20 protein-coding genes and 1 pseudogene are annotated in these 21,826 nt (G+C 68.5%); 8 read left to right on the top strand and 13 right to left on the bottom strand.

What is annotated here, in order from left to right; genetic code table 11:
* Positions 1–51: 51 nt before the first annotated feature.
* Positions 52–1,152: a succinyl-diaminopimelate desuccinylase gene (gene dapE / locus I7X18_RS08040; protein ID WP_193048185.1), complete on the bottom strand. Its 1,101-nt coding sequence runs from the start codon at positions 1,150–1,152 to the stop codon at positions 52–54.
* Positions 1,153–1,176: 24 nt separating this feature from the next.
* On the opposite strand from dapE, the gene dapD reads away from it, so the two are divergent.
* Positions 1,177–2,124, top strand: coding sequence for a 2,3,4,5-tetrahydropyridine-2,6-dicarboxylate N-succinyltransferase (dapD, locus tag I7X18_RS08035; RefSeq protein ID WP_193048184.1), 948 nt, complete (start codon positions 1,177–1,179; stop codon positions 2,122–2,124).
* Here dapD and I7X18_RS08030 read toward each other — a convergent pair.
* Together I7X18_RS08030 and I7X18_RS08025 are read right to left on the bottom strand one after the other, a co-directional pair.
* A pseudogene (locus tag I7X18_RS08030) lies at positions 2,125–2,906 on the bottom strand (sulfite exporter TauE/SafE family protein).
* A complete protein-coding gene (locus tag I7X18_RS08025; protein ID WP_193048183.1) occupies positions 2,903–4,282 on the bottom strand; it encodes an MBL fold metallo-hydrolase in 1,380 nt (459 codons plus the stop codon). The pseudogene I7X18_RS08030 and the gene I7X18_RS08025 overlap by 4 nt, the downstream one beginning before the upstream one ends.
* 209 nt (positions 4,283–4,491) lie before the next feature.
* On the opposite strand from I7X18_RS08025, the gene I7X18_RS08020 reads away from it, so the two are divergent.
* Positions 4,492–4,761 carry a metal-sensitive transcriptional regulator gene (locus I7X18_RS08020; protein WP_193048182.1) on the top strand — a complete coding sequence of 90 codons (270 nt, stop codon included), beginning with the start codon at positions 4,492–4,494 and terminating at the stop codon, positions 4,759–4,761.
* Between the two features lie 21 nt (positions 4,762–4,782).
* On the top strand, positions 4,783–5,178 hold the full coding sequence (locus I7X18_RS08015; RefSeq protein ID WP_193048181.1) for a DUF302 domain-containing protein: 396 nt from the start codon (positions 4,783–4,785) through the stop codon (positions 5,176–5,178).
* Position 5,179: 1 nt separating this feature from the next.
* On the opposite strand, the gene I7X18_RS08010 is transcribed toward I7X18_RS08015, so the two are convergent.
* Positions 5,180–5,527: a VOC family protein gene (locus tag I7X18_RS08010; RefSeq protein WP_193048180.1), complete on the bottom strand. Its 348-nt coding sequence runs from the start codon at positions 5,525–5,527 to the stop codon at positions 5,180–5,182.
* Positions 5,518–6,921 (bottom strand): acyl-CoA synthetase, encoded by a 1,404-nt coding sequence (locus tag I7X18_RS08005; RefSeq protein ID WP_193048311.1) that lies wholly within the window; start codon positions 6,919–6,921, stop codon positions 5,518–5,520. Before I7X18_RS08005 ends, I7X18_RS08010 begins: the two co-directional genes overlap by 10 nt.
* A 43-nt stretch (positions 6,922–6,964) precedes the next feature.
* Here I7X18_RS08005 and I7X18_RS08000 point away from each other — a divergent pair, with 43 nt between their 5' ends.
* Both I7X18_RS08000 and I7X18_RS07995 read left to right on the top strand, forming a co-directional pair.
* Positions 6,965–7,510, top strand: a complete 546-nt coding sequence (locus I7X18_RS08000; RefSeq protein ID WP_193048179.1) for an NUDIX domain-containing protein — start codon at positions 6,965–6,967, stop codon at positions 7,508–7,510.
* Between the two features lie 89 nt (positions 7,511–7,599).
* Entirely contained in the window at positions 7,600–9,324 is a 1,725-nt protein-coding gene (locus I7X18_RS07995) for an HNH endonuclease signature motif containing protein (RefSeq protein WP_198730537.1), read from the top strand.
* Between the two features lie 18 nt (positions 9,325–9,342).
* On the opposite strand, the gene I7X18_RS07990 is transcribed toward I7X18_RS07995, so the two are convergent.
* On the bottom strand, positions 9,343–9,498 hold the full coding sequence (locus tag I7X18_RS07990; RefSeq protein ID WP_193047627.1) for a hypothetical protein: 156 nt from the start codon (positions 9,496–9,498) through the stop codon (positions 9,343–9,345).
* A gap of 115 nt (positions 9,499–9,613) precedes the next feature.
* Between I7X18_RS07990 and I7X18_RS07985 the strand changes: the two genes are divergently transcribed.
* Positions 9,614–10,009, top strand: coding sequence for a YybH family protein (locus I7X18_RS07985; protein ID WP_193047628.1), 396 nt, complete (start codon positions 9,614–9,616; stop codon positions 10,007–10,009).
* A 100-nt stretch (positions 10,010–10,109) separates the two neighbouring features.
* Positions 10,110–10,634: an Rv2253 family sensor-like surface protein gene (locus I7X18_RS07980; RefSeq protein ID WP_193047629.1), complete on the top strand. Its 525-nt coding sequence runs from the start codon at positions 10,110–10,112 to the stop codon at positions 10,632–10,634.
* A gap of 102 nt (positions 10,635–10,736) precedes the next feature.
* Here the strand turns inward: I7X18_RS07980 and I7X18_RS07975 are convergent, their stop codons facing one another.
* Positions 10,737–11,693, bottom strand: a complete 957-nt coding sequence (locus I7X18_RS07975) for a proline dehydrogenase family protein (protein ID WP_193047630.1) — start codon at positions 11,691–11,693, stop codon at positions 10,737–10,739.
* 3 nt (positions 11,694–11,696) lie between these two features.
* Positions 11,697–13,325, bottom strand: a complete 1,629-nt coding sequence (gene pruA / locus I7X18_RS07970; RefSeq protein WP_193047631.1) for an L-glutamate gamma-semialdehyde dehydrogenase — start codon at positions 13,323–13,325, stop codon at positions 11,697–11,699.
* Between the two features lie 83 nt (positions 13,326–13,408).
* Between pruA and I7X18_RS07965 the strand changes: the two genes are divergently transcribed.
* Positions 13,409–15,079, top strand: coding sequence for a PucR family transcriptional regulator (locus I7X18_RS07965; RefSeq protein WP_193047632.1), 1,671 nt, complete (start codon positions 13,409–13,411; stop codon positions 15,077–15,079).
* Here I7X18_RS07965 and I7X18_RS07960 read toward each other — a convergent pair.
* The 5 genes from I7X18_RS07960 to I7X18_RS07940 all read right to left on the bottom strand — a co-directional run bounded on the left by I7X18_RS07960 (position 14,980) and on the right by I7X18_RS07940 (position 21,792).
* Entirely contained in the window at positions 14,980–16,752 is a 1,773-nt protein-coding gene (locus I7X18_RS07960) for an acyl-CoA dehydrogenase family protein (RefSeq protein ID WP_193047633.1), read from the bottom strand. The two genes, I7X18_RS07965 and I7X18_RS07960, sit on opposite strands and share 100 nt — an antisense overlap.
* Positions 16,749–17,831, bottom strand: coding sequence for a succinyldiaminopimelate transaminase (dapC, locus tag I7X18_RS07955; protein ID WP_193047904.1), 1,083 nt, complete (start codon positions 17,829–17,831; stop codon positions 16,749–16,751). The genes I7X18_RS07960 and dapC overlap by 4 nt, the downstream gene beginning before the upstream one ends.
* 46 nt (positions 17,832–17,877) lie before the next feature.
* Positions 17,878–18,201 (bottom strand): ferredoxin, encoded by a 324-nt coding sequence (gene fdxA / locus I7X18_RS07950; protein ID WP_193047634.1) that lies wholly within the window; start codon positions 18,199–18,201, stop codon positions 17,878–17,880.
* A 306-nt stretch (positions 18,202–18,507) separates the two neighbouring features.
* Positions 18,508–19,056, bottom strand: coding sequence for a YceI family protein (locus I7X18_RS07945; RefSeq protein ID WP_193047635.1), 549 nt, complete (start codon positions 19,054–19,056; stop codon positions 18,508–18,510).
* A gap of 156 nt (positions 19,057–19,212) precedes the next feature.
* Positions 19,213–21,792, bottom strand: coding sequence for a bifunctional FO biosynthesis protein CofGH (locus I7X18_RS07940; RefSeq protein WP_193047636.1), 2,580 nt, complete (start codon positions 21,790–21,792; stop codon positions 19,213–19,215).
* Positions 21,793–21,826: the final 34 nt, after the last annotated feature.

The raw sequence follows: 21,826 nt of genomic DNA, 5'->3' as shown, positions 1-21,826 counted from the left end.
AGGACGACTCAGGCGTCGATTCTCAGCATGCCTTTCACGGTACGGCGACGGTCAAGCGGATAAGTACCGCCGAAGCACCTCGGTCGTCGCGGTGATCTGTCCGACTTCGACCCGTTCGTCCGCGCGGTGCGCGAGGTTCGGGTCGCCGGGGCCGTAGTTGACGGCCGGGATGCCCAGTGCCGCGAACCGCGCCACGTCGGTCCAGCCGTATTTGGCCCGTACCTCTCCGCCCGCGGCGTCGACGAGGGCCGCGGCGGCCGGTTTGGTCAGCCCCGGAAGCGCTCCGGCGGCGGCGTCGGTCTGTTCGATGGCGACGTCGAGCCCGTCCAGAACCTCGTGCACGTGAGCCAGCGCCTGCGCGACGGTGCGGTCCGGCGCGAAGCGGAAGTTGACGGTGACCGACGCGGCGTCGGGGATCACGTTGCCCGCGATGCCGCCGTCGATACGCACCGCGGAGAGCCCTTCGCGGTAGACACACCCGTCGATGTCGACACTGCGGGCGTCGTAGGTCGCCAACCGGTCGAGTACCGCGCCGACCTTGTGAATCGCGTTGTCGCCCAACCACGATCGTGCCGAATGCGCACGCGTCCCGGCCGTGCTCACCACGACGCGCAGCGTGCCCTGACAGCCGGCCTCGATGAAGCCGCCGGACGGTTCGCCGAGGATCGCCACATCGGCCCGCAGCCAGTCGGGCAGTTCGCGTTCGATGCGGCCCAGGCCGTTGGCGGAGGCCTCGATCTCCTCGCAGTCGTACATCACCAGCGTGAGGTCGTGTGCGGGCTGCTCGACGGTGGCGGCGAGGTGCAGGAACACCGCGTCGCCGGACTTCATGTCGGAGGTGCCACAGCCGTACAGGTCGTCACCGTCTCGGCGGCTGGGGACGTTGTCGGCGGCGGGCACGGTATCGATGTGCCCGGCCAACAACACGCGGGAGGGCAGGCCGCGGTTGGTGCGGGCCAGCACGGCGTCACCGTTGCGGATGATCTCGAAGCTGTCGGTCTGCTCACGCAGCGCGGCCTCGATCTCGTCGGCGATGCGCTGTTCGTGTCGCGATTCGCTGGGGATGTCGACCAGTGCCGCGGTCAGGTCGACCGGGTCACCCCTGAGATCGAGCGATGAGCCGCTTGCGCGAAGAGCCTGTGGGGAGACCATGGCTCAACGGTAATCTCTAGCACCGTGACTTCTGCTGCAGGAATCGGCCTGGCCACCATCGCCGCCGACGGAACCGTCCTCGACACGTGGTATCCGGCGCCCGAACTGGGGGCCGATCTCGGCGCGTCCGGCACGGTGCGGATGTCGGTCGACGAGGTGCCCGCCGAACTCGGCGAGCTCACCGGCCGCGACGAGGACCGTGACGTCGACATCGTCGTCGTCCGTACCGTGATCGCGTCGCTCGACGACAAGCCCGCTGACGGTTACGACGCGTACCTGCGGTTGCACCTACTCTCCCACCGGCTGATCCAGCCGCGCGGCGCGAACATGGACGGCATCTTCGGCGTCCTGGCCAATGTGGTGTGGACCAACTACGGACCGTGCGCGGTCGACGGCTTCGAGACCGTGCGCGCCCACCTGCGCCGCCGCGGCTCCGTCACCGTCTACGGGATCGACAAGTTCCCGCGCATGGTCGACTACGTGGCGCCCACCGGGGTGCGCATCGCCGACGCCGACCGGGTGCGGTTGGGCGCGCATCTGGCCGCGGGCACGACGGTGATGCACGAGGGCTTCGTCAACTACAACGCGGGCACGCTCGGTTCGTCGATGGTGGAAGGCCGGATCTCGGCCGGTGTAGTGGTCGACGACGGGTCCGACGTCGGCGGGGGCGCGTCGATCATGGGCACGCTGTCCGGCGGCGGCAAAGAGGTCATCTCCGTCGGCAAGCGCTGCCTGCTGGGGGCCAACGCCGGGGTGGGTATCTCACTGGGCGACGACTGTGTGGTGGAGGCCGGGCTCTACGTCACCGCGGGCACCAAGGTGCAGACGAGCGACGGACAGACGGTGAAGGCGCGTGAACTCTCCGGCGCGAACAACCTGCTGTTCCGGCGCAATTCGCTTTCCGGCGCGGTCGAGGTGGTCAAACGTGACGGCACCGGGATCACGCTCAACGACGCGCTGCACGCGAACTGATCAGCCCAGGAACACGGTGTCGATGAGCACGTAGGCGGCGACGACGAACACCAGGTAGGCGAACCAGCGCTGCAACCGCGCGGTGTCGACCTTGGTGCCGAAGTGGCCAGCGATCAGCGACGTCACCATGGCGGCCGCGACGAATGCGGCGGTGGCCGACCAGTCGATGCTGATCCCGTGGAGATGCGAAGACACGCCGGCGAGCGAGTTGGCAACGATGATCAGCAGCGACGTGCCGATCGCCGTCGACATCTCGACGCCCAGCACCACGACGAGCGCCGGGATGATGAGGAATCCGCCGCCGACGCCGAACAGCCCGGTCAGCACGCCGACGAGCAGGCCGGCGCCGATGGACCGCGGTACGCAGCGACGCCAGTTGACCTTTCCGGTCTTGACCGCGCACGCCGTGCCGGTGCGGCCGTCGTCGAGCAGCAGGCGCGCCCCGGCGACGACCATCAGCGCCGCGAACCCGATCAGCAGCGCCGGCTCGGGCAGGTGCCTGCTGATGGCGCTGCCGACGATCGTCGCGGGGATGCCCGCGGCCGCGAACATTGCAGCCATTCGCCATTGAACCTGTCCGGCAAGGACTTTCGGCAGCACACCGACGGCAGAGGCGGCCCCGACGACGATCAGCGACACCGGGATGGCCTGTTCCATGTCCAGCCCATCCCGTAGACCAGTACGGGAACGGCGAGGATGGATCCCCCGCCACCCAGCAGGCCCAGCAGGCCCAGCAGCACGCCGATCAGCGCACCGAAACCAAGCCCAATCGCCGCTGTCACACCGTGGCGTGGGCCTCGACCCACGCGTTGTAACCGCCGACCAGGTCGGCGACCTGATCAATACCGTTGGCCCGCAACAAGGATGCCGCCACGCTCGACCGCCATCCGCCCGCGCAGTGCAGGACGACGGGTTTGTCGGTGGGGATCTCATGTGCGCGCGCCCGCAACTGCGCAAGCGGGATGTGCAGCGAACCGGGTATGGCGCCCGCTTCACGCTCACCCGGGTTGCGGATGTCGATCAGTGTCACCTCGTCCTCGGCCTGCAGCCGGTCGAGTTCGGCCACCGTGATCCGCGGTGCGGCCTGGACCAGGTCGGCCAGCTCGGCTGGGAACCGGCCGTCCGGGCCGATGTTGAGGTAGCCGACGGCGTTGTCCAATCCGATCCGGGCCAATCGCAGCGCAGCGTCCTGCTCTTCGCCCGGGTAGGTGATCAAGGCGAGCTCGTCACCGATGTCGGCGACCATGCCACCCGTCTCGGCGAAGCGCCCGTCGAAACCCACGTTGACCGATCCGCGCAGGTGCCCGGTGGCGAAATCCTCCACACCACGGGCGTCGATCACGCGCACGCCCGCGTCGAGCGCGGCCAGCATGTGCTGTGGTGTCATCTCGGGCACCGCGCGGTCATGCCGTAGCAGCGGGTGCACCCGCTTGTTCATCGCGGCGTCGGAGGCGAAGTAGGCCGGTGCAGCCGGCTGACCGTCGGTGAGCATCTCCACGAAGGCGTCTTCGCCCATCGGCTGCACGGACGGGTTCGTCGCACGCTGCTCGCCGATCGTGGAGGTGAGCTCGGTGGACAGGTTCTTGCCGCACGACGAGCCGGCGCCGTGTGCGGGCATGACGATGACCGAGTCGGGCAGTGTCAGCAGCCGGTTGTGGACGGTGCGGTACATCGCCCGTGCCAGGTCCGCGGTGGAACCGTCGCCGAGGTTGGCCAGATCTGGCCGGCCGACGTCTCCGATGAACAAGGAGTCACCGGTCAGGACGGCGGTGGGCCCGGCATCGGGGCGTTCGCGCACGAGGATGCTGATCGACTCCCAGGTGTGGCCAGGTGTGTCGATGATCTCGAGGTCGACCTCGCCGAGCGACAGATGCTCACCGTGGCTGAGCCGGCGGATCGGATATGCGGTTTCCGCGGCTTCGCCGAATCCGATCCAGGCGCCGGTCGCGTCGACCAGCTCGAGGTGGCCGGAGACGAAGTCGGCGTGGAAGTGGGTGTTGATGACGCCCTCGATCGTCAACCCGTACTTCTCAGCGTCGGCGAGGTAGTCGGTGATGTCCCGACGTGGGTCCACCACGACCGCGCGTCCGGTCGTCTCGTCGCCGATCAGGTATGACGCATGCGACAGACACTCGATGTAGTACTGCTCCAGGATCATGGGTTCGTTCCTCTGGTTCCAAGCCGGATCGCGCATATACCCCCCGGGGTATGTAATGAATGTTACCAGGATACCCCAGGGGGTATAAAGTCTCCATCCGCCGAAGGGAACCCGCCATGACCCCCTCACCATCCTCAACGCCGCGGGTGTTGCCTGCCCTGGATATACCCCCGCGGGTACCCTGACAGCAGGCACACGAAAGGAAGCACATGGTCGGCGATCAGGAAGCCATCGACGCGGTCCTCAACCGGCTCCGCCGGGCCCAGGGCCAGCTCGCCGGCGTCATCTCGATGATTGAACAGGGCCGCGACTGCAAAGACGTCGTCACGCAGTTGGCTGCCGTGTCCCGGGCGCTCGACCGTGCCGGGTTCAAGATCGTCGCCACCGGGTTGCGGGAATGCGTCGCTGGTGAGGGCACCGATGCGCGTGACCCGATGACAGTCGCCGAACTGGAGAAACTGTTCCTCGCGTTGGCCTGACATCGAGACAAAGGAGTCATGATGAGCATCGCACTATCCACCAGCCTGCGCACGTCCTTCGACGACGCCGTGGCACGCACCCGGGAAGCGTTGTCTGAGCACGGTTTCGGCGTGCTGACCGAGATCGACGTCAAATCGACGCTGAAGAACAAGCTCGACGAGGACATGGAGAACTACCTGATCCTCGGCGCCTGTAACCCGCCGCTGGCGCACCGCGCGATTGGCGTGGACCGGCAGATCGGCCTTCTGCTGCCGTGCAACGTGGTGGTCCGCAGCGACCCGTCCGATCCTCAGACGACCCTGGTCGAGGCGATGAACCCGCAACTGCTGGTGGACGTGACCGGCGAACCGCAGCTGCAACCGATCGCCGAAGAGGTCACTGCGCGGCTGCAGGCCGCGATCGACGCGCTGACCTGATTCATTCGGCCGAGAGAACGCAGAACTCGTTGCCCTCCGGGTCGGCGAGCACCACCCAGCTCTGCTCGCCCTGGCCGATGTCGACTGTGCGGGCGCCCATCGCGATCAGCCGCTCGACCTCGGCCTGCTGATCGTCGGGTGTGAGGTCGATGTGCAAACGGTTCTTGACGACCTTCCCCTCCGGCACGGGCAGGAACAGCAGATTAGGGCCGGCGCCCGTCGGAGGGCGCAGGACCACGTCGCCGTCGTCGGTCACTTCCTGCGCATATCCGAGCACTTCGGCCCACCACCCGCCGAGCGCGTGGACGTCTGCAGCGTCGATACACAGATCGGTGAACCTCACACCCATTGCACCAGCTCCTTTTTGAGGACCTTACCCATTGCGTTGCGGGGCAGACTGTCGACGATGCGCACCTCGCGCGGCCGCTTGTGTACCGAGAGTTGTTCGGCGACATACTCGATGAGTGCATCCGGTGCGGCGTCTCCGACCACGAAGGCGACGATGCGCTGACCGAGATCCTCGTCGGGAACTCCCACCACCGCGGCCTCGTCGACGCCGTCGTGGCCGAGCAGGACCGTCTCGATCTCCCCAGCGCCCACCCGGAATCCGCCGGTCTTGATGAGGTCGACCGACTCGCGCCCGACGATGCGGTGCATACCGTCAGCGTCGACGACCGCCACATCTCCGGTGCGGTACCACCCGTCCGCATCGAGCACATCGGCGGTCGCGTCGGGCCGGTTCAGGTAGCCGTCGAACAGCATCGGTCCCCGAACCTCCAGGCGCGCAATGGTTTCACCGTCATGGGGCGCCGGCGCACCGTCGTCGCCGACGAGACGCGTCTGCACACCGGTCAGCGGGAGGCCCACCCAGCCGGGCCGGCGTTCCCCGTCGGCGCGGGTACTCAACGTGATCAACGATTCGGTGCTGCCGTAGCGCTCCACCACCTGGTGGCCGGTCAGTGCGGCCACCCGGTCGAATACCGGAACCGGCAGCGGTGCGCTACCGGACACCAGCAGCCGCGCCGAAGTCAGTGTGCGCGCGGCGTTCTCGTCGGCCGCGATACGTGACCACACGGTCGGCACCCCGAAGTACAGCGTTCCGTGGGCCTGCGCGTACGCCTCGGGCGTCGGCCGGCCGGTGTGGATGAACCGGTTGCCGATACGCAGCGACCCGAGTAGTCCCAGCACCAGCCCGTGCACGTGGTAGAGCGGCAGGCCGTGGACGAGGGTGTCGTCCGGTGTCCACTGCCACGCTTCGGCGAGGGCGTCGAGGTCCGCGGCGATCGCCCGGCGGCTGATCACCACACCCTTCGGTGACCCGGTGGTGCCGGAGGTGTAGATGATCAGCGCGGCCGAATCCGGATGCGGTTCGGCGTAGCGGTGCCAGGACCGCGCATGCATCCGGACCGGGATGTGCGGCAGGTCGGTGTCCTCCGGCTTCTCGCCGAGCCACGCCTGGGCGCCCGAGTCGGTGAGGATGTGCCGGCGTTCGGCGACACCCACATCGGCGGGCACGGGGACGACGGGAACGCCGGCGATCAGGCAGCCGGTGATGGCCAACACCGTCGCGGGCGTGGGCGTGGCGAGCACCGCGACTCGTTGCGCACGACCCACGCGCTCGGCCACCGACGTGGCGGCACCGACGAGATCGCTCCGGCTGAGCACGACGCCCCCGATGGTGACAGCGTCGGAGACGTCGGCGCCACTGGCGACCGCGGCAGGGTTGAGCGAGGTCAGCAACACGCCGACGAGGCTACTCGTCATCACACTCGGTGATACTGGGCGCGTGGAATCGATCCGACGTGTGGCGTCGCGCGAGGTGTACCGGAACGACTGGCTGACGTTGCGAGAGGACGACATACAACGGCCGGACGGCAGCGACGGGATCTACGCCGTCGTCGACAAGCCGAACTACGCCCTGGTGATCGCCTGTGACGGCGACCGACTGATGTTGGTGGAGCAGTACCGCTACCCGCTCGGGTTGCGCCGGTGGGAGTTCCCGCAGGGCACTGCTCCCGGGCGTGCGGACATGGAACCGGCGGAGCTCGCCGCCCGCGAACTCCGCGAGGAGACCGGCCTGCGCGCCGACTCGATCACCAGGCTCGGACTGCTCGACGTCGCGCCGGGGATGAGCAGCCAACGGGGATGGGTTTTCCTCGCCACCGAACTGACCGAAGGCGCGCACGAGCGTGAGCACGAGGAGCAGGACATGCGCAGTGCCTGGTTCACGCGCGACGAGTTCGAGCAGATGATCACCGAGGGGACGATCACCGACGCCCAGAGCATCGCGGCATACGGGATGCTGCTTCTCCGGGAGCGCACGACCGGCTGAGCGCGGGGCTTTCCTCAGCGGCGAATTCATCCACAGGCTCTGGGTTTTGGCCTCGAGGCGTGTCAGACACCCTCGCTAGCATCGCCAGTATGTTCGATGGTTCGTTGCCCGAGATCGGGGCCTTCTCCGCGTTGAGTGACGCGGAAATCGTCGCCGCCTCTGCCGGGTGGGGACGCGTCGAATCCGCCGCCGCCGCCCGCAAACTCGCCGCCATGGCCGAAGTGTTCCGCCGCCGCACCGGCATCGACGACGCCGCCGACCGCGAGGACTGGTTCATCGACCCCGAAACCTCGGTCCTGAGTGAACTGGCCGCCGCCCACCACATCACCGACCGACTCGCCTCGGCCCAAACCCACCGCGGAGTCCTGCTCGCCAACCGATTCCCCCACGTCGCCGCACTCTTTGAAGCCGGCCTGATCAGCGACCTGTTGATCCGCGCCATCGTCTACCGCACCTACCTGATCACCGACCCCGACGCCATGGCCGCCGTGGACGCCGCCCTGGCCGAGCAAGTCACCTGCTGGGGACCCAAATCCCAGGCCAAGACCGAAGAAGCCATCGACGCCCTGGTCGAAATCCACGACCCCGCCGCCCTGCGCCGCCGCGAACCCGCCACCCACACCCGCGACCTGCAGTTCGGCACCATCACCGATGCTGCCGGGATGATGACCGTCTACGCCCGCGTGTACAGCCCCGACGGTGTCGCCCTCGAACAACACGTCGAAGACCTGGCCCGCAGCGTGTGCCCCGATGACCCCCGCACCATGAAGGAACGCCGCAACGACGCCTTCGCCGCCCTGTCCACCGGACAGCCGCTGCGCTGCGAATGCGACAACCCCGACTGCCCCGCCACCACCCCCGACCGCCCCACCCCCACCGTCGTCATCCACCTCATCACCACCGAAGAAGCCCTCGCCGCCGCCAAGCACCACAACGCTGCACAAGAAGACAATGGCGACCAGCCCGCCGCCGTGTCGGGTGGCACTGAGACAGAACCCGCACCTGTCGAGCCGGATAACGCTGCGCGGGAGCAAGAGCGCACTGATCACGGGCCCCTGGAGTCCGCATCGGAAACCTCCCCAGAGTCGGACCCTGTGGAGCCGGGGAACGGTGTGCGCGAAGACGAGCTGACCGGCAATGAGCCGCAACAGGACTTCTCGGCCGAGTGCAAGCCGGTCGACCTCGAGCCTGCGCCCACACCAAAGCCGTCGCCCACTCCCGCACCGGCGTTCGTCATCGGCGGCGGTGTACTCAGCCCGGTGATCCTGCCCGCGTTCCTCGACCGCGCCAGGATCCGCCAACTCACCCATCCCGGCGACGCACCCCCCGAACCCCGCTACGAACCCTCCACAGCGCTCCAGGACTTCGTGCGCTGCCGCGATCTGACCTGCCGCTTCCCCGGCTGCGACAAACCCGCCTACCTGACCGACATCGACCACACCGTGCCCTATCCCGCCGGCCCGACATGCGCGTCCAATCTCAAATGTTTATGCCGAAAACACCACTTACTCAAGACTTTCTGGACCGGCAAAACCGGTTGGCGCGACGAACAACTCCCCGACGGCACCGTCATCTGGACCGCACCGAGCGGCCAAACCCACATCACCCAACCCGGCAGCGCACTGCTCTTCCCCACCCTGTCCACCCCCACCGCGCCGATCCCGAAAATCACCAAGGCGCCGACACCCCACAGCGGCCTCAAGATGCCCAAACGCCGCCGCACCCGCGCCAAAGACCGCGCCTACCGCATCGAACTCGAACGCCGCCTCAACGACGCCTTCGTCGCCGAACGCACCAAACCGCCACCCTTCTGACGGGTGCAGAACCGATAGTCATGCAGACATTCCGGTCAGCATGGACGCCACCGCGTCGAGGAACTCTGGATCGGTGTCGAATCCGGATGAGATCATCCGCAGTCGGCCCTCGTAGGTGACCGCGCCGATGCCGGGATCGCCGACGATATGTGTACGGACGACGGGACCCCACACCGCCGTCGGGCAACTACGTCTGACATCTGGGCAACACCTCTCGCTGAACCCCGCGTGTGGAGAGACTCGTCGGCAGCCGCGATGAATTACACCCGGCGGCCGGGTCTGCATCGGTATGAGCGACGAGATGGAAATCCGGCAGCTGATCACCCGATGGCTCGACGCCATGCTGGCATGCGACATCTCCGGTGTGCTGGCCCATCACGACCCCGACATCGTGCTCTTCGACGTACCGCCGCCCCATTCCGGCGTGCGCGGACTCGACGCGTATCGCGACACGTGGCCCCCGTTCTTCGACTTCCTCCGCAGTGGCGCCATATTCGAACTCCTCGAACTCGACGTCACGGCCGGCGCAGACGTCGCCTTCGCCTACGGTCTGCTGCGGTGCGCCACCCAGGAAAGCCTGACCTCGGATCCGGACGCTCGGTTGCGGTTGACCGTCGGGCTGCGCCACCGCGAGGGCGACTGGTACGTCACCCATGAACACCACTCGTTCTGCATGACGGAGTAACAAGATCGACAATTTCGGGTAACGGCGCAGGTCAGCCCCAATTCTGCTGTTACGCTGGCGCTTTCCGGCACGAAAAGTGTCATGAAGAGTGCGAGGAACGATGGCTACCCGTCGAGCGTTTGTGGCGCTGTTGACCGCCACGGTCGTGTTGGTGGCCATGGCCGGTACGCTCCTGCGCCCGTTGGGCACCGCATCCGCCGCACCCGTCGGCCAGATCTGGACGGGCCGATTCTCCGTCGTGAGCTACGCCTCGCAGAAGGCAGGCACCAGCCCGGCGGCCCAACAACCCGAAGCCGACTTCACCGGCCAATACGTCTTCAAGACCGACTGCGCGAGCGGGATCTGCATCGCCGCCGTGGTCAGCGGGCCGCGGTCGACGAATCCGACCGTTCCACAACCGTTGCGCTACACCTGGGACGGCGCCCGCTGGACCCAGTCCTACGACTGGCAGTGGGACTGCTTCATGGGCGACGGCGCCCCCAAGGTGTGGGCCCCGGCGCGCAGCTTCGTCTACTACGTCCCGCAGCGGGACGGTTCACTCGAAGGCAGTTGGCGCACCGACATCCTCGACGGCCCCTGCAGCGGCAACGTCACCATGGCCGTCGCCGCATTCCCGGTGTGGTGACACTGCTAGCGGCGCCCGTGGTCTGACCGGCTCCGCCGCGTTCCCCCGAACCCTTGGCGGGTACGGCCAGACAGGGCGCCGATCATGATCATCGCAGACGCCTCACCGACTCGCCAGCGCCCGCAGGAAGAACGCCATGTTGGCCGGTCGTTCGGCCAGCCTCCGCACGAAGTAGCCGTACCACTGGGTGCCGAACGGAACATACACCCGGACACGGTTTCCCGCGTCGGCGAGCCGTTGCTGTTCGGGATCACGGATGCCGTAGAGCATCTGATATTCGTAATCGCCGGCGCCCCGCCCGTGCGCCGACGCCAACGCGGGCACCGCATCGATCACCACAGGGTCGTGTGACGCCACCATCGGATAGCCGCGCCCCGCCATCAGCGTCTCCAGGCAGCGCAGGTAGGAGTCGGTCACCGCGTCGGCGTCGCGGAACGCCACCGACGCGGGTTCGTCATAGGCCCCTTTGCACAACCGAACTCGCGCACCCGAGGCGGCGAACTCCTCACAGTCAGCCGGCGTGCGGCGCAGATAGGCCTGCAGCACCGTGCCCAGCCAGTCGAACTCCGACCGCAGTTCGCGCACGATCGAAAGCGTGGAATCGGTGGTCGTGTGGTCCTCGGCGTCGACGGTCACCCACACGCCGACCCGCTCGGCGTGCGCGCACACCGTGTGCGCGTTCTCCAGCGCGATCTTCTCTCCGTCGCGCGGCAGCGCCTGCCCCAGCGCCGAGAGTTTCATCGACACCTCCAGCGGCCGCACCCCGCCGGCCGCCTCGTCGCGGCGGCCCAGCGCATCGAGCAGCTTCACGTAAGCTTCGACAGTTGCGTGAGCGGCATCGGCGTCGGTGACATCCTCCCCGAGGTAATCCACACTGACCATGCGCCCGGAATTACGCAGCGCACCAACGGAATACGCAGCCTCTTCGATGCTGTCGCCGGGAACGAACCGGTGCACCACCCCGCGCGTCACGGGCAACCGTTCGGCCGTGCGGCGCAGTGGGTCCGAGCGGGCGGCGGCCAGGATCACCGGGCGCGCGATGCGCTGGAAGGCACCCATCGCTCACACCCCCATGTGCGGGTAGTCGTGCGTGGTCGGCGGGACGAAGTTCTCTTTGATCGACCGCGCTGAGGTCCAGCGGAGCAGGTTCTGCGGTGACCCCGCCTTGTCGTTGGTGCCCGACGCGCGCGATCCCCCGAACGGCTGCTGACCGACGACGGCTCCGGTCGGTTTGTCGTTGACGTAGAAGTTCCCCGCGGCGTGCCGCAGCCGCTGCTGGGCAGTCAGCACCGCACTGCGGTCGTCGGCGATCACCGCACCGGTCAGCGCGTACTTCGCCCCGGTGTCGACGACGCCGAGGATGCGCTCGTAGTCGTCGTCGGGATAGACGTGCACCGACATGATCGGCCCGAAATACTCGGTGCTGAAAGACTCGTCGGACGGATCGTCGGACACCAGTACGGTGGGCCGCACGAAATACCCTTCGCTGTCGTCGTATTCGCCGCCCGCCGCGACCGTCACCGATGATGCGCTCTTCGCCCGTTCGATCGCCGCCACGTTCTTGGCGAACGAGCGCGAGTCGATCAGCGCCCCACCGAAGTTCGACAGGTCGGTGACATCGCCGTAGCGCAACGCCTCGGTGGCCCCGAGGAACTCGTCACCCATCCCCTGCCATAGCGAGCGGGGGATGAACGCTCGCGATGCCGCGGAGCACTTCTGGCCCTGGTAGTCGAACGCGCCCCGAATCAGCGCGGTGCGCAACACATCGGGTTGTGCGCTCGGGTGGGCGACGACGAAGTCCTTGCCGCCGGTCTCGCCGACCAGGCGCGGATACCCTTCGTAACGCTCGATGTTGGCGCCGACCTCGCGCCACAGATGCTGGAACGTGGCCGTCGAGCCGGTGAAGTGGATACCCGCCAGCCGCGGATCACTCAGCGCCACATCGGACACCGCCTTGCCGTCGCCGGTCACCATGTTCACCACACCGGGTGGCAGGCCCGCCGCCTCGAGCAGTTGCATCGTCAGATAGGCCGCGAACGTCTGCGTCGGCGAAGGCTTCCAGACGACGGTGTTACCCATCAGCGCCGGTGCGGTGGGCAGGTTCCCCGCGATCGCGGTGAAGTTGAACGGGGTGATGGCGTAGACGAAACCCTCCAGCGGCCGGTAGTCGGTGCGGTTCCACACCCCTCGGCTGCTCACCGGCTGCTGCGTCAGGATCTGGCGGGCGAACGCGACGTTGAAACGCCAGAAGTCGATCAGCTCGCACGAGGCGTCGATCTCGGCCTGATAAGCCGACTTGGACTGTCCGAGCATCGTGGCCGCAACCAACTTCTCCCGCCACGGCCCGGCGAGCAGATCGGCAGCACGTAGGAAGACCGCGGCGCGCTCGTCGAACGGCGTCGCCTCCCACGCCGGCTTCGCGGCGAGTGCGGCGTCGACGGCGGCGCGGGCGTCGTCGTGGTCGGCGTTGCCCAGCGTGCCCAGCCGCGCGGAGTGCCGGTGGGGTTGCACGACGTCGATGCGTTCGCCGCCTCCCATCCGGTGCCGCCCGCCGATGACGTGGGGTAGCTCAAGCGGCGCCGCGGTCAATTCCTTGAGCGCGTCGGCGAGCCTGCTGCGCTCCCCGGAGCCGGGGGCGTAGTCGTGCACCGGCTCGTTGGCCGGCAGCGGTACATCGGTGATCGCGTCCATGGGTCAAGAATCCCCGAGACGAGACCTGCGTCACTTAGCCGATCGGCCAAAGAATGCTCGGCTGCATATTACTATCGGACAATATGCGCGCCGCCCGGGTCCGGCTCGGCGAGTTGCTCCTCGCGCTGGACCGCACCATGGTCACGCTGCAGCAGGCGCCGCGGGGCCTCGACCTGCCGGTGGCCTCGGTCGCGCTCGTCGACGCCGACGACGTCCGGCTCGGGATCGCCCCCGCGGCCGGCAACGCCGATCTCTTCTTCCTGCTCGGTGTCCCGGCGGACGCGGCGGTGGGGTGGCTGGCCGCGCAGCCCCGCCCGCCGGTGGCGGTGTTCGTCAAGGAGCCCGCTCCCGAACTGGTCCGGCATGCGATGGCGCGCGGGTCGGCCGTCGTGGCGGTCGACCCGCATGCCCGCTGGGAACGGTTGTACCGGCTGGTGAACCAGTTCTTCGACCACCGCGGCGACCGTGACGACCCGCCGCTACCCGGCGGCACCGATCTGTTCGGTCTGGCCCAGTCGATCGCCGACCGTGCCCGCGGGATGGTCAGCATCGAGGACGCCCAGTCGCATGTCCTGGCCTACTCGGCGTCGAGTGAAGAGGCCGACGAGCTGCGCCGGCTGTCGATCCTCGGCCGTGCCGGGCCGCCCGAGCACCTGGCGTGGATCGGGCAGTGGGGGATCTTCGATGCGCTGCGGTCCAGTGGCGACGTGGTGCGCGTCAAGGAGCGGCCCGAACTCGGGCTGCGCCCGCGCATGGCCGTCGGCATCCACCTGCCCTCGCGCGCCCGGCGCACACCGACCTTCGCCGGCACCATCTGGCTGCAGCAGGGTTCGGCACCGTTCGCCGACGACGCAGACGAGGTGCTGCGCGGCGGGGCGGTGCTCGCCGCGCGCGTGCTCGACAGAATGGCGGCCGCCCCGTCCACGCACACCGTGCGGATCCGGGAACTGCTGGGATTGTCCGACAACGCCGACAGCGACATCGGGGCGATCGCGCGGGAGCTCGGCGTCGACGCCGACGGCCGCGCGGCGGTCATCGGCTTCGCGACGGCGGCCCCCGCCCCACCCGCCGATGTGATCGCGTTGAGCGCCACAGCCTTTCGCACCGACGCCCAGGTGGCCTCCACCGGCGACCGGGTGTACGTGCTGCTGCCCGGAATCGGCGCGCCGGCGGCGGTGACGTCGTGGGTCCGGGGCGTGGTCGGCGTGCTGAGCCGCGAGGCCGGGCTGACACTGCACGCGGTGATCGCCGCTCCACTACCGGGGCTGGCCGCAGCCGCCGCGGCGCGCGTCGAGATCGATCGCGTCTTCGACAGCGCCGCACGCCATCCCGGCGCCATCGACCAGATCACCTCGCTGGCCGACGCCCGCACGACGGTGCTGCTCGACGAGATCGTCGCGCACATCGCCGGTCAGCCGGGGCTCATCGACCCGCGGGTGCGGACCCTGCGGGAACGCGAACCACTACTCGCCGAGACGCTGCACGCCTACCTCGACGGGTTCGGCGACATCTCCACGGTGGCCGCCCGATTGCACGTCCACCCCAACACGATTCGCTACCGCATCCGGCGCATCGAGACACTGCTCGGCACCGCGCTGGCCGACCCCGACGACCGGCTGGTCCTCGCGCTGGGGTTGCGCGCCACCGAGGGAACTCAGCCGGTGAACGCGCCGTCGACCAGCTCGTCGAACCGCTCCAGCGCCTCGTCACCGTCGTCGTCGATCCCGCGCAGCGGACCTGGGTCGGCGAGGTAGCGACGCGCATACAGCCCGGCCACCAACGCTTTTCGTTCGCCGCCGCGTTCGGCGCGCTCCCACGCCGCCTGCTCGGTCAACAACGCACCTGCGTACACGTCGGCCATGAACTGCGCCAGCGGGAACAGGCGCGCCTCCGCGACCGCGCCGTCGAGCTTCGTCCACGCGGTGATCGCCGCGTCGAGATCGTCGACGCGCTGCGACACCAGCTGCGTGGACGGATCGTCGTCGGACACCGATACCGCGTCGTGCAACCGGCCCAGCAGCGGTTCGTGGGCCTGCGCCCGCCGGATACCGCGCGCCACGTCGAGGCACAGGATGTTGTCGGGCCCCTCCCAGATGGTGTTGACCTGGGCATCGCGCAGCAGACGCGCGACCGGCCAGTCCTCGATGTACCCGTTGCCCCCGTGGATCTCGATGGCGTCCGATGCGGTCGTGATGCCGAGCCGACACACCTTGAGTTTGGTGACGGGCACCGCGATGCGCTGCCGGACGCGCCGCGGTTGACGGTGATTGGCGAGCCCGGTGCCGTCGAACACCAGTGCCTGGGCGGCTTCGACGTCGACGATCATCTCGGCGAGCTTGCGCCGGATCAGCGGTTTGTCGATCAGCGCGGAGCCGAACGCCTGCCGGTGCCGCGCGTAGGTCAGCGATTCGACCAGCGCCCGCCGCGCGTTGCCGAGCCCGAACAGCGCGATGCCGAGGCGCGCGGCGTTGGTCAGCTCCATCATCCGGCCCAGCCCCTTGCCGTCGGACGGACCGGCCTCGGTGCTGGGCTCACCGGAGAGCAGAAAGGCTTCGGCGTCGACGAACTCGACCTCGCCGGAGGCCACCGAGCGCGTGCCGAGCTTGTTCTTCAGCCGCCGGATCCGGATGCCGTTGCGGGAGCCGTCGCGGCGGGTGCGCAACACGAGGAACGAGGCGACGCCGCGGCCCGAATCGGGCGCCCCCTCGGGTTTGGCCATCACCACGAACGCCTCGCCGTCGCAGTTGGACGCGAACCACTTGAAACCGTTGAGCAGCCAGGCGTCGCCGTGGCGGGTGGCCGTCGTCTCGAGCGCGCCGAGGTCCGAACCGCCGGTGCGTTCGGTGAGCATCTGCGCCGTCTCCCCCGCCCACTCACCGGATTCGAACTTCGCCAGGACGTGGTCGCGCACATCGGCGGGGGCGTAGGCGGCCACCAGAGCCTGAACCATGCCGCCCCCGGTGCCCAGCGCGCACCCCATACCGATGTCGGCCTGGTTGAGCAGGTAGTTGGCGGCGAACATCGGTATCGAGGAGCGGCCGCCCGCGGCGCGCACATCGTCGCGCAGGGCCTGCTGGGCGTCGAGCACCGCCCGTTTCGCGTCGGTGAACGACGGCGGCATGACGACGCGGCTGATGTCGTGACCCCACCGGTCGTAGCGTTCGAGCCGCGGCGGGTTGCGATCGGTCTCCTCGGCCCACCGGGCGACCGCGCCGCCCATCAGCTCGCCCATCCGCGTCAGATGTGTTTCCGCGAGCGGTAATTGATCCGGTGGCAGGTAGTAGGCCAGCGTGAACTGCAACGTCGGGTCGGTGGTGTACCAGTTGAGGCCGACCGCGCCGCCGAAGCGTTCGGTGCGGTACCGGTCGGCTTTGTCGCCGGTGCTGAAGGGCAACCGGTCCACGGCTTCGACGTCGTAGTCGCTCATCGGTTTCGCGTCAGCCGGTCAGCGGCGGCGTCGATCCGCTCGTCGGTGGCGGTCAGGGCGAGCCGCACGTGCTGGGCGCCGCGGGGGCCGTAGAACTCGCCCGGCGCGGCCAGGATTCCGAGGTGCGCCAGCCGGTCGACGGTCGCCCGGCACGCCTCGCCGCGCGTGGCCCACAGGTACAGCCCGGCCTCGGAATGGTCGACGGTGAAGCCGGCCGCCTTCATCGCGGGCAGCAGCACCTGGCGCCGACGCGCGTAGCGCTCTCGCTGTTCGTGTTCGTGGGCGTCGTCGTCGAGCGCCGCGACCATCGCCGCCTGCACGGGTGTGGGCACCATCATCCCGGCGTGCTTGCGCACCGCGAGCAGTTCGGCGACCACGGCCGGGTCACCGGCGACGAAGCCGGCGCGGTAGCCGGCCAGCGACGACGTCTTCGACAGTGAGTGCACGGCCAGCAGACCGGTGTGGTCACCGTCGCAGACCGAGGGGTGCAGCACGGAGACCGGTTCGGCGTCCCAACCCAGGCCGAGGTAGCACTCGTCGGATGCGACGAGGACACCACGCTCACGCGCCCAGCCGACCACCTTGCGGAGGTGGTCGCCGCCCAGCACCCTGCCCGTCGGGTTGCTCGGGGAGTTCAGGAAGATCAGCGCGGGGGTCTGCGGGCCCAATTGGGTGAGCGAATCGGCCCGCAGCACCTGGGCACCGGCGAGCCGGGCACCCACGTCGTAGGTGGGATAGGCCAATTCCGGCACCACCACCACGTCCTCGCGGCCCAGCCCGAGCAGCGTGGGCAGCCACGCGATGAGTTCCTTCGTGCCGATGACGGGCAGCACCGCGTCGTCGGCCACACCGGTGATGCCGTAGCGGCGGTCGAGCGCGGCCTTCGCCGACGCGCGCAGCTGGGGTGTCCCGGCGGTCGTCGGATAGCCGGGAGCGCCACTGGCCGCCGCGAGCGCATCCCGGATGACGGGCGCGACGGGATCGACCGGGGTGCCGACCGACAGGTCGACGATGCCGTCCGGATGTGAGCGGGCGAGCGCGCCGGCAGCGGCCAGCGTGTCCCAGGGAAACTCGGGCAGCCTCGCGGAGACTGCCCGGCGCGCTACCTCAGGGGAGGTGGACGTGTCAGTCCTCGCCCTGCGGCGGCAGGTCCTTGACGGCCTGCGGATCGTTGTCGGTCTGGCCGACCTTGGACGCGCCGCCGGGAGAACCGAGCTCGGCGAAGAAGTCGGCGTTGTGCTGGGTGTAGCCGCTCCACTGATCCGGGACGTCGTCCTCGTAGTAGATCGCCTCCACGGGGCACACCGGTTCGCACGCTCCACAGTCGACGCATTCGTCGGGGTGGATGTACAGCATGCGTGCGCCCTCGTAGATGCAGTCGACTGGGCACTCCTCGATGCAGGCCTTGTCTTTCACGTCGACACAGGGTTCGGCAATGGTGTACGTCACCGGTTCTCCTAAGTGGTCCTCGGTCTAACTGTCCAGTGGGCTGCCGGATCGGGTCGGGTACGCAGAGGCGGCACCGCCAGTCCGCCTGGAAGTATCCCCAGCCGATACCTGGACGGTTGTCTCAGTGTGCCCTAACTTCCACGCGCGAATCCGAGAGATTGCGTGTGGTACCTGATACTAAACGTCGCACATACAAAACGGCTAGCCGCCACACCTGATGCGCGTAAGTGACTGTGGTCTGCGAGAACGGATACGCCACGGTGGCCGCACCCCGTGCGGCCACCGTGGCGTCTCGAAAAGTCTGGATCAGGCTTGTTTGAGAGCTTCGATCTCGAGAGTGATGGTCACCTTGTCCCCCACGACGGTCCCGCCGGTCTCCAGCGGCGCCTCGAAGTCGATGCCGAAGTCCTTGCGGTTGAGCACCACCGACGCCTCGAAACCGGCGACCTCGCCGTGGCCCATTCCCGGGTTGGTCCCGATGAACTCCAGGTCGAGGGTGATCGGTTGCGTCCGCCCCTTGAGGGTGAACTCGCCGTCGAGGGCGTAGCGGTTGCCTTCGGTCCGCACGCCGGTCGAGGTGAACGTCGCGACCGGGAACTTCTCGGTGTCGAAGAAGTCGGCCGCCCGCAGGTGGGCGTCGCGCTGCTCGTTGCGGGTGTTGACCGAGCCCACGGCGATCTCGGCGGCCACCGACGCGGTGCCGTCGTCGCTCACCGTGATGGTTCCGCTGAAGTCGTCGAAGGTGCCGCGCACCTTGCTCACCATGAGGTGTCGTATGGAAAAGCCGATGGTCGAGTGCACCGGGTCGATGGCCCAGGTGCCTGCGGTCAGCGCGGTGTCGGTTGCAGCAGTCATATGCGTCTCCTTGGCTCGTGCGCCGGGCCGGTTCCGGCGCTCCACCCAATCAAACGGACCATGGTCCGGTTGTATTCCGCAGGACGGTCCGAGCGAGTGTGAAGCTACTGCGAAAATCCCCGCCGGAATTCGCAGTGACTTCACATTCGACGAAAGCTATGCCGCCATGGGCGCGTAGGTCGTGGTGCGCTGCCGCGCCGGCCTACCGATTCCCTCTGCGATCGCGACGAGTTCCTCGACCGACTTGGCCGAACCGTTCTCCGAGCCGGCCATCCGCGAGATCGTCTCCTCCATCAACGTCCCGCCGAGGTCGTTCGCGCCGCCCTGCAGCATCACCCGCGTGCGCTCGACGCCGAGTTTGACCCAGCTGGTCTGGATGTGAGAGATCCTGCCGTGCAACATGATCCGCGCCAAGGCGTGGACCGCCCTGTTGTCGCGGTGCGTCGGCCCGGGGCGCGACCCACCGGCGAGGTACAGCGGCGAGGACTGGTGGACGAACGGCAGCGGGACGAACTCGGTGAACCCGCCGGTGCGGTCCTGGATCTCCCGCAACACGCGCAGATGACCGACCCAGTGCCGAGGCTGGTCGACGTGGCCGTACATCATCGTCGAACTCGACCGCAGCCCCACCTCGTGGGCGGTGGTCACCACGTCGATCCACATCGACGTGGGCAACTTGCCCTTGGTCAGCACCCAGCGCACCTCGTCGTCGAGGATCTCCGCGGCGGTGCCGGGGATGGAGCCGAGCCCCGCCTCCCGCAGTGCGATCAGCCACTCGCGCACCGACAGACCACTCTTCGTGACGCCGTTGGCGATCTCCATCGGAGAGAACGCGTGCACATGCATCTCGGGCACCCGCGCCTTGACCGCACGCACCAGGTCGGCGTAGCCGGTCACCGGCAACTCGGGGTCGATCCCGCCCTGCATGCACACCTCGGTCGCCCCGGCGACGTGCGCCTCCCACGCGCGGTCGGCGACCTCGTCGGTGGACAGCGAGTACGCGTCGGCGTCGCCCTTGCGTTGCGCGAACGCGCAGAACCGGCACCCGGTGTAGCAGATGTTGGTGAAGTTGATGTTGCGGTTGACCACGAACGTCACGTCCTCGCCGACGGCGTCGCGCCGAAGCGAATCAGCAAGCGCGGCAACGGCTTCCAGCGCAGGTCCGTCAGCGTTGGCCAACGCCAGATAGGCGTCGTCGGACAGCCCGGCCGGGTCGCGCTCCGCGGCACGCAGCGCCGCCAGCACATCGGTGTCGACGCGCTCGGGTGCCCGTGCGGCCAACTCGTGGACCTTCTCGCGAATCGACTCCCAGTCGCCGAATGCGCTGCCGAGATCGCTGCGGGTCTCGGTGAGCCGGCCCTCGCTGTCGATGGCCTCGTGCAGATCGATGCGCCCCAGCGACTGCAACGCCTCGTCGGGCTCCTGCCACGGACGGCCCTGCGGGGTGACGTCCAGCGCGAGGCCGGTCTCGGGGTCGGCGAGCGCGTCGACGTGGCCACGCACGCGCGGATCGATCCACGCCGCGCCGGCCTGGACGTACTGCGGCTGCGCGGTGAGCCGCTGCATCAGGTCGTATCCCGCCCCGGCGGTCACGTCGGCCAAATCGTCGAGCGCGGGCCACGGCCGTTCGGGGTTGACGTGGTCCGGAGTCAGCGGCGATACGCCGCCCCAGTCGTCGACTCCGGCGGCGATCAGGGCGAGGCACTCGTCGCGCGACACCAGGTTGGGGGGCGCCTGGATGCGCATCTTCGGGCCCAGGACGAGGCGCGTGGTGGCTACCGTGGCGAGGAAGTCGTCCATACCGGCGTCGGGTGAGGACGCCATCGCGGTGTGGTCTTTCGCCCGGAAATTCTGCACGATCACTTCCTGGACGTGACCGAACTCCTTGTGCGACTTGCGGATCGCATGCATGGTCTCCGCACGCTCGGTGAGGTTCTCACCGATTCCGACGAGCAGACCCGTGGTGAACGGGACGGACAGCCGACCGGCATCGTCGAGGGTGCGCAACCGGACGACCGGATCCTTGTCCGGGCTGCCGTAGTGCGCCAGCCCCTTCGTCTCGAAGAGGCGCCGCGACGTCGTCTCGAGCATCATCCCCATCGACGGCGCAACGGGTTTGAGCCGCGAGAGCTCCGACCAGCTCATCACTCCCGGGTTGAGGTGCGGGAGCAGCCCCGTCTCCTCGAGCACCCGGATCGCCATGGCGCGCACGTAGTCGAGCGTCGAATCGTAACCGCGCTCGTCCAACCACTGCCGCGCCTCGTCCCACCGCTCTTCCGGGCGGTCACCGAGGGTGAAAAGAGCTTCCTTGCAACCCAGCTCGGCCCCCTGACGCGCGACGTCGAGAATCTCGTCGGGCTCCATGTACATGCCGAGGCCCTGGGCGCGGAGCCGGCCGGGCACGGTGACGAACGTGCAGTAGTGGCAGGTGTCCCGGCACAGATGCGTGACGGGGATGAAGACTTTGCGGGAGTACGTCACCGGGAGCCGCCCGTTGGGCCCGCGGCGGCCGGCGGATTCCAACCCGGCGTCACGTACCCGCGCGGCGCTGGCGCAGAGGTCGACGAGATCGTCGCCGCGCGCCGTCATCGCGATCGCGGCTTCGTCCACGTTGAGGGCGACGCCGTCACGAGCCCGGCGCAGTACGCGCCGCAGCGCGGCCGAGCCGGGCACTGCGGACTTGGGTGGGACCACCGGGCTGGGCAGATCAGCGCCGTGCTGGGGGTTCAGAGCCACTCCCCTGTAACCCCGGCGATGGCAACTTTCATCC

Origin of the sequence: Mycolicibacterium baixiangningiae, from assembly GCF_016313185.1 — a bacterium.
GTDB classification, from domain to species: Bacteria; Actinomycetota; Actinomycetes; order Mycobacteriales; family Mycobacteriaceae; genus Mycobacterium; species Mycobacterium baixiangningiae.
The sequence above is the reverse complement of the archived record's forward strand: the minus strand, read 5'-3'. Positions and strand labels throughout refer to the sequence as shown.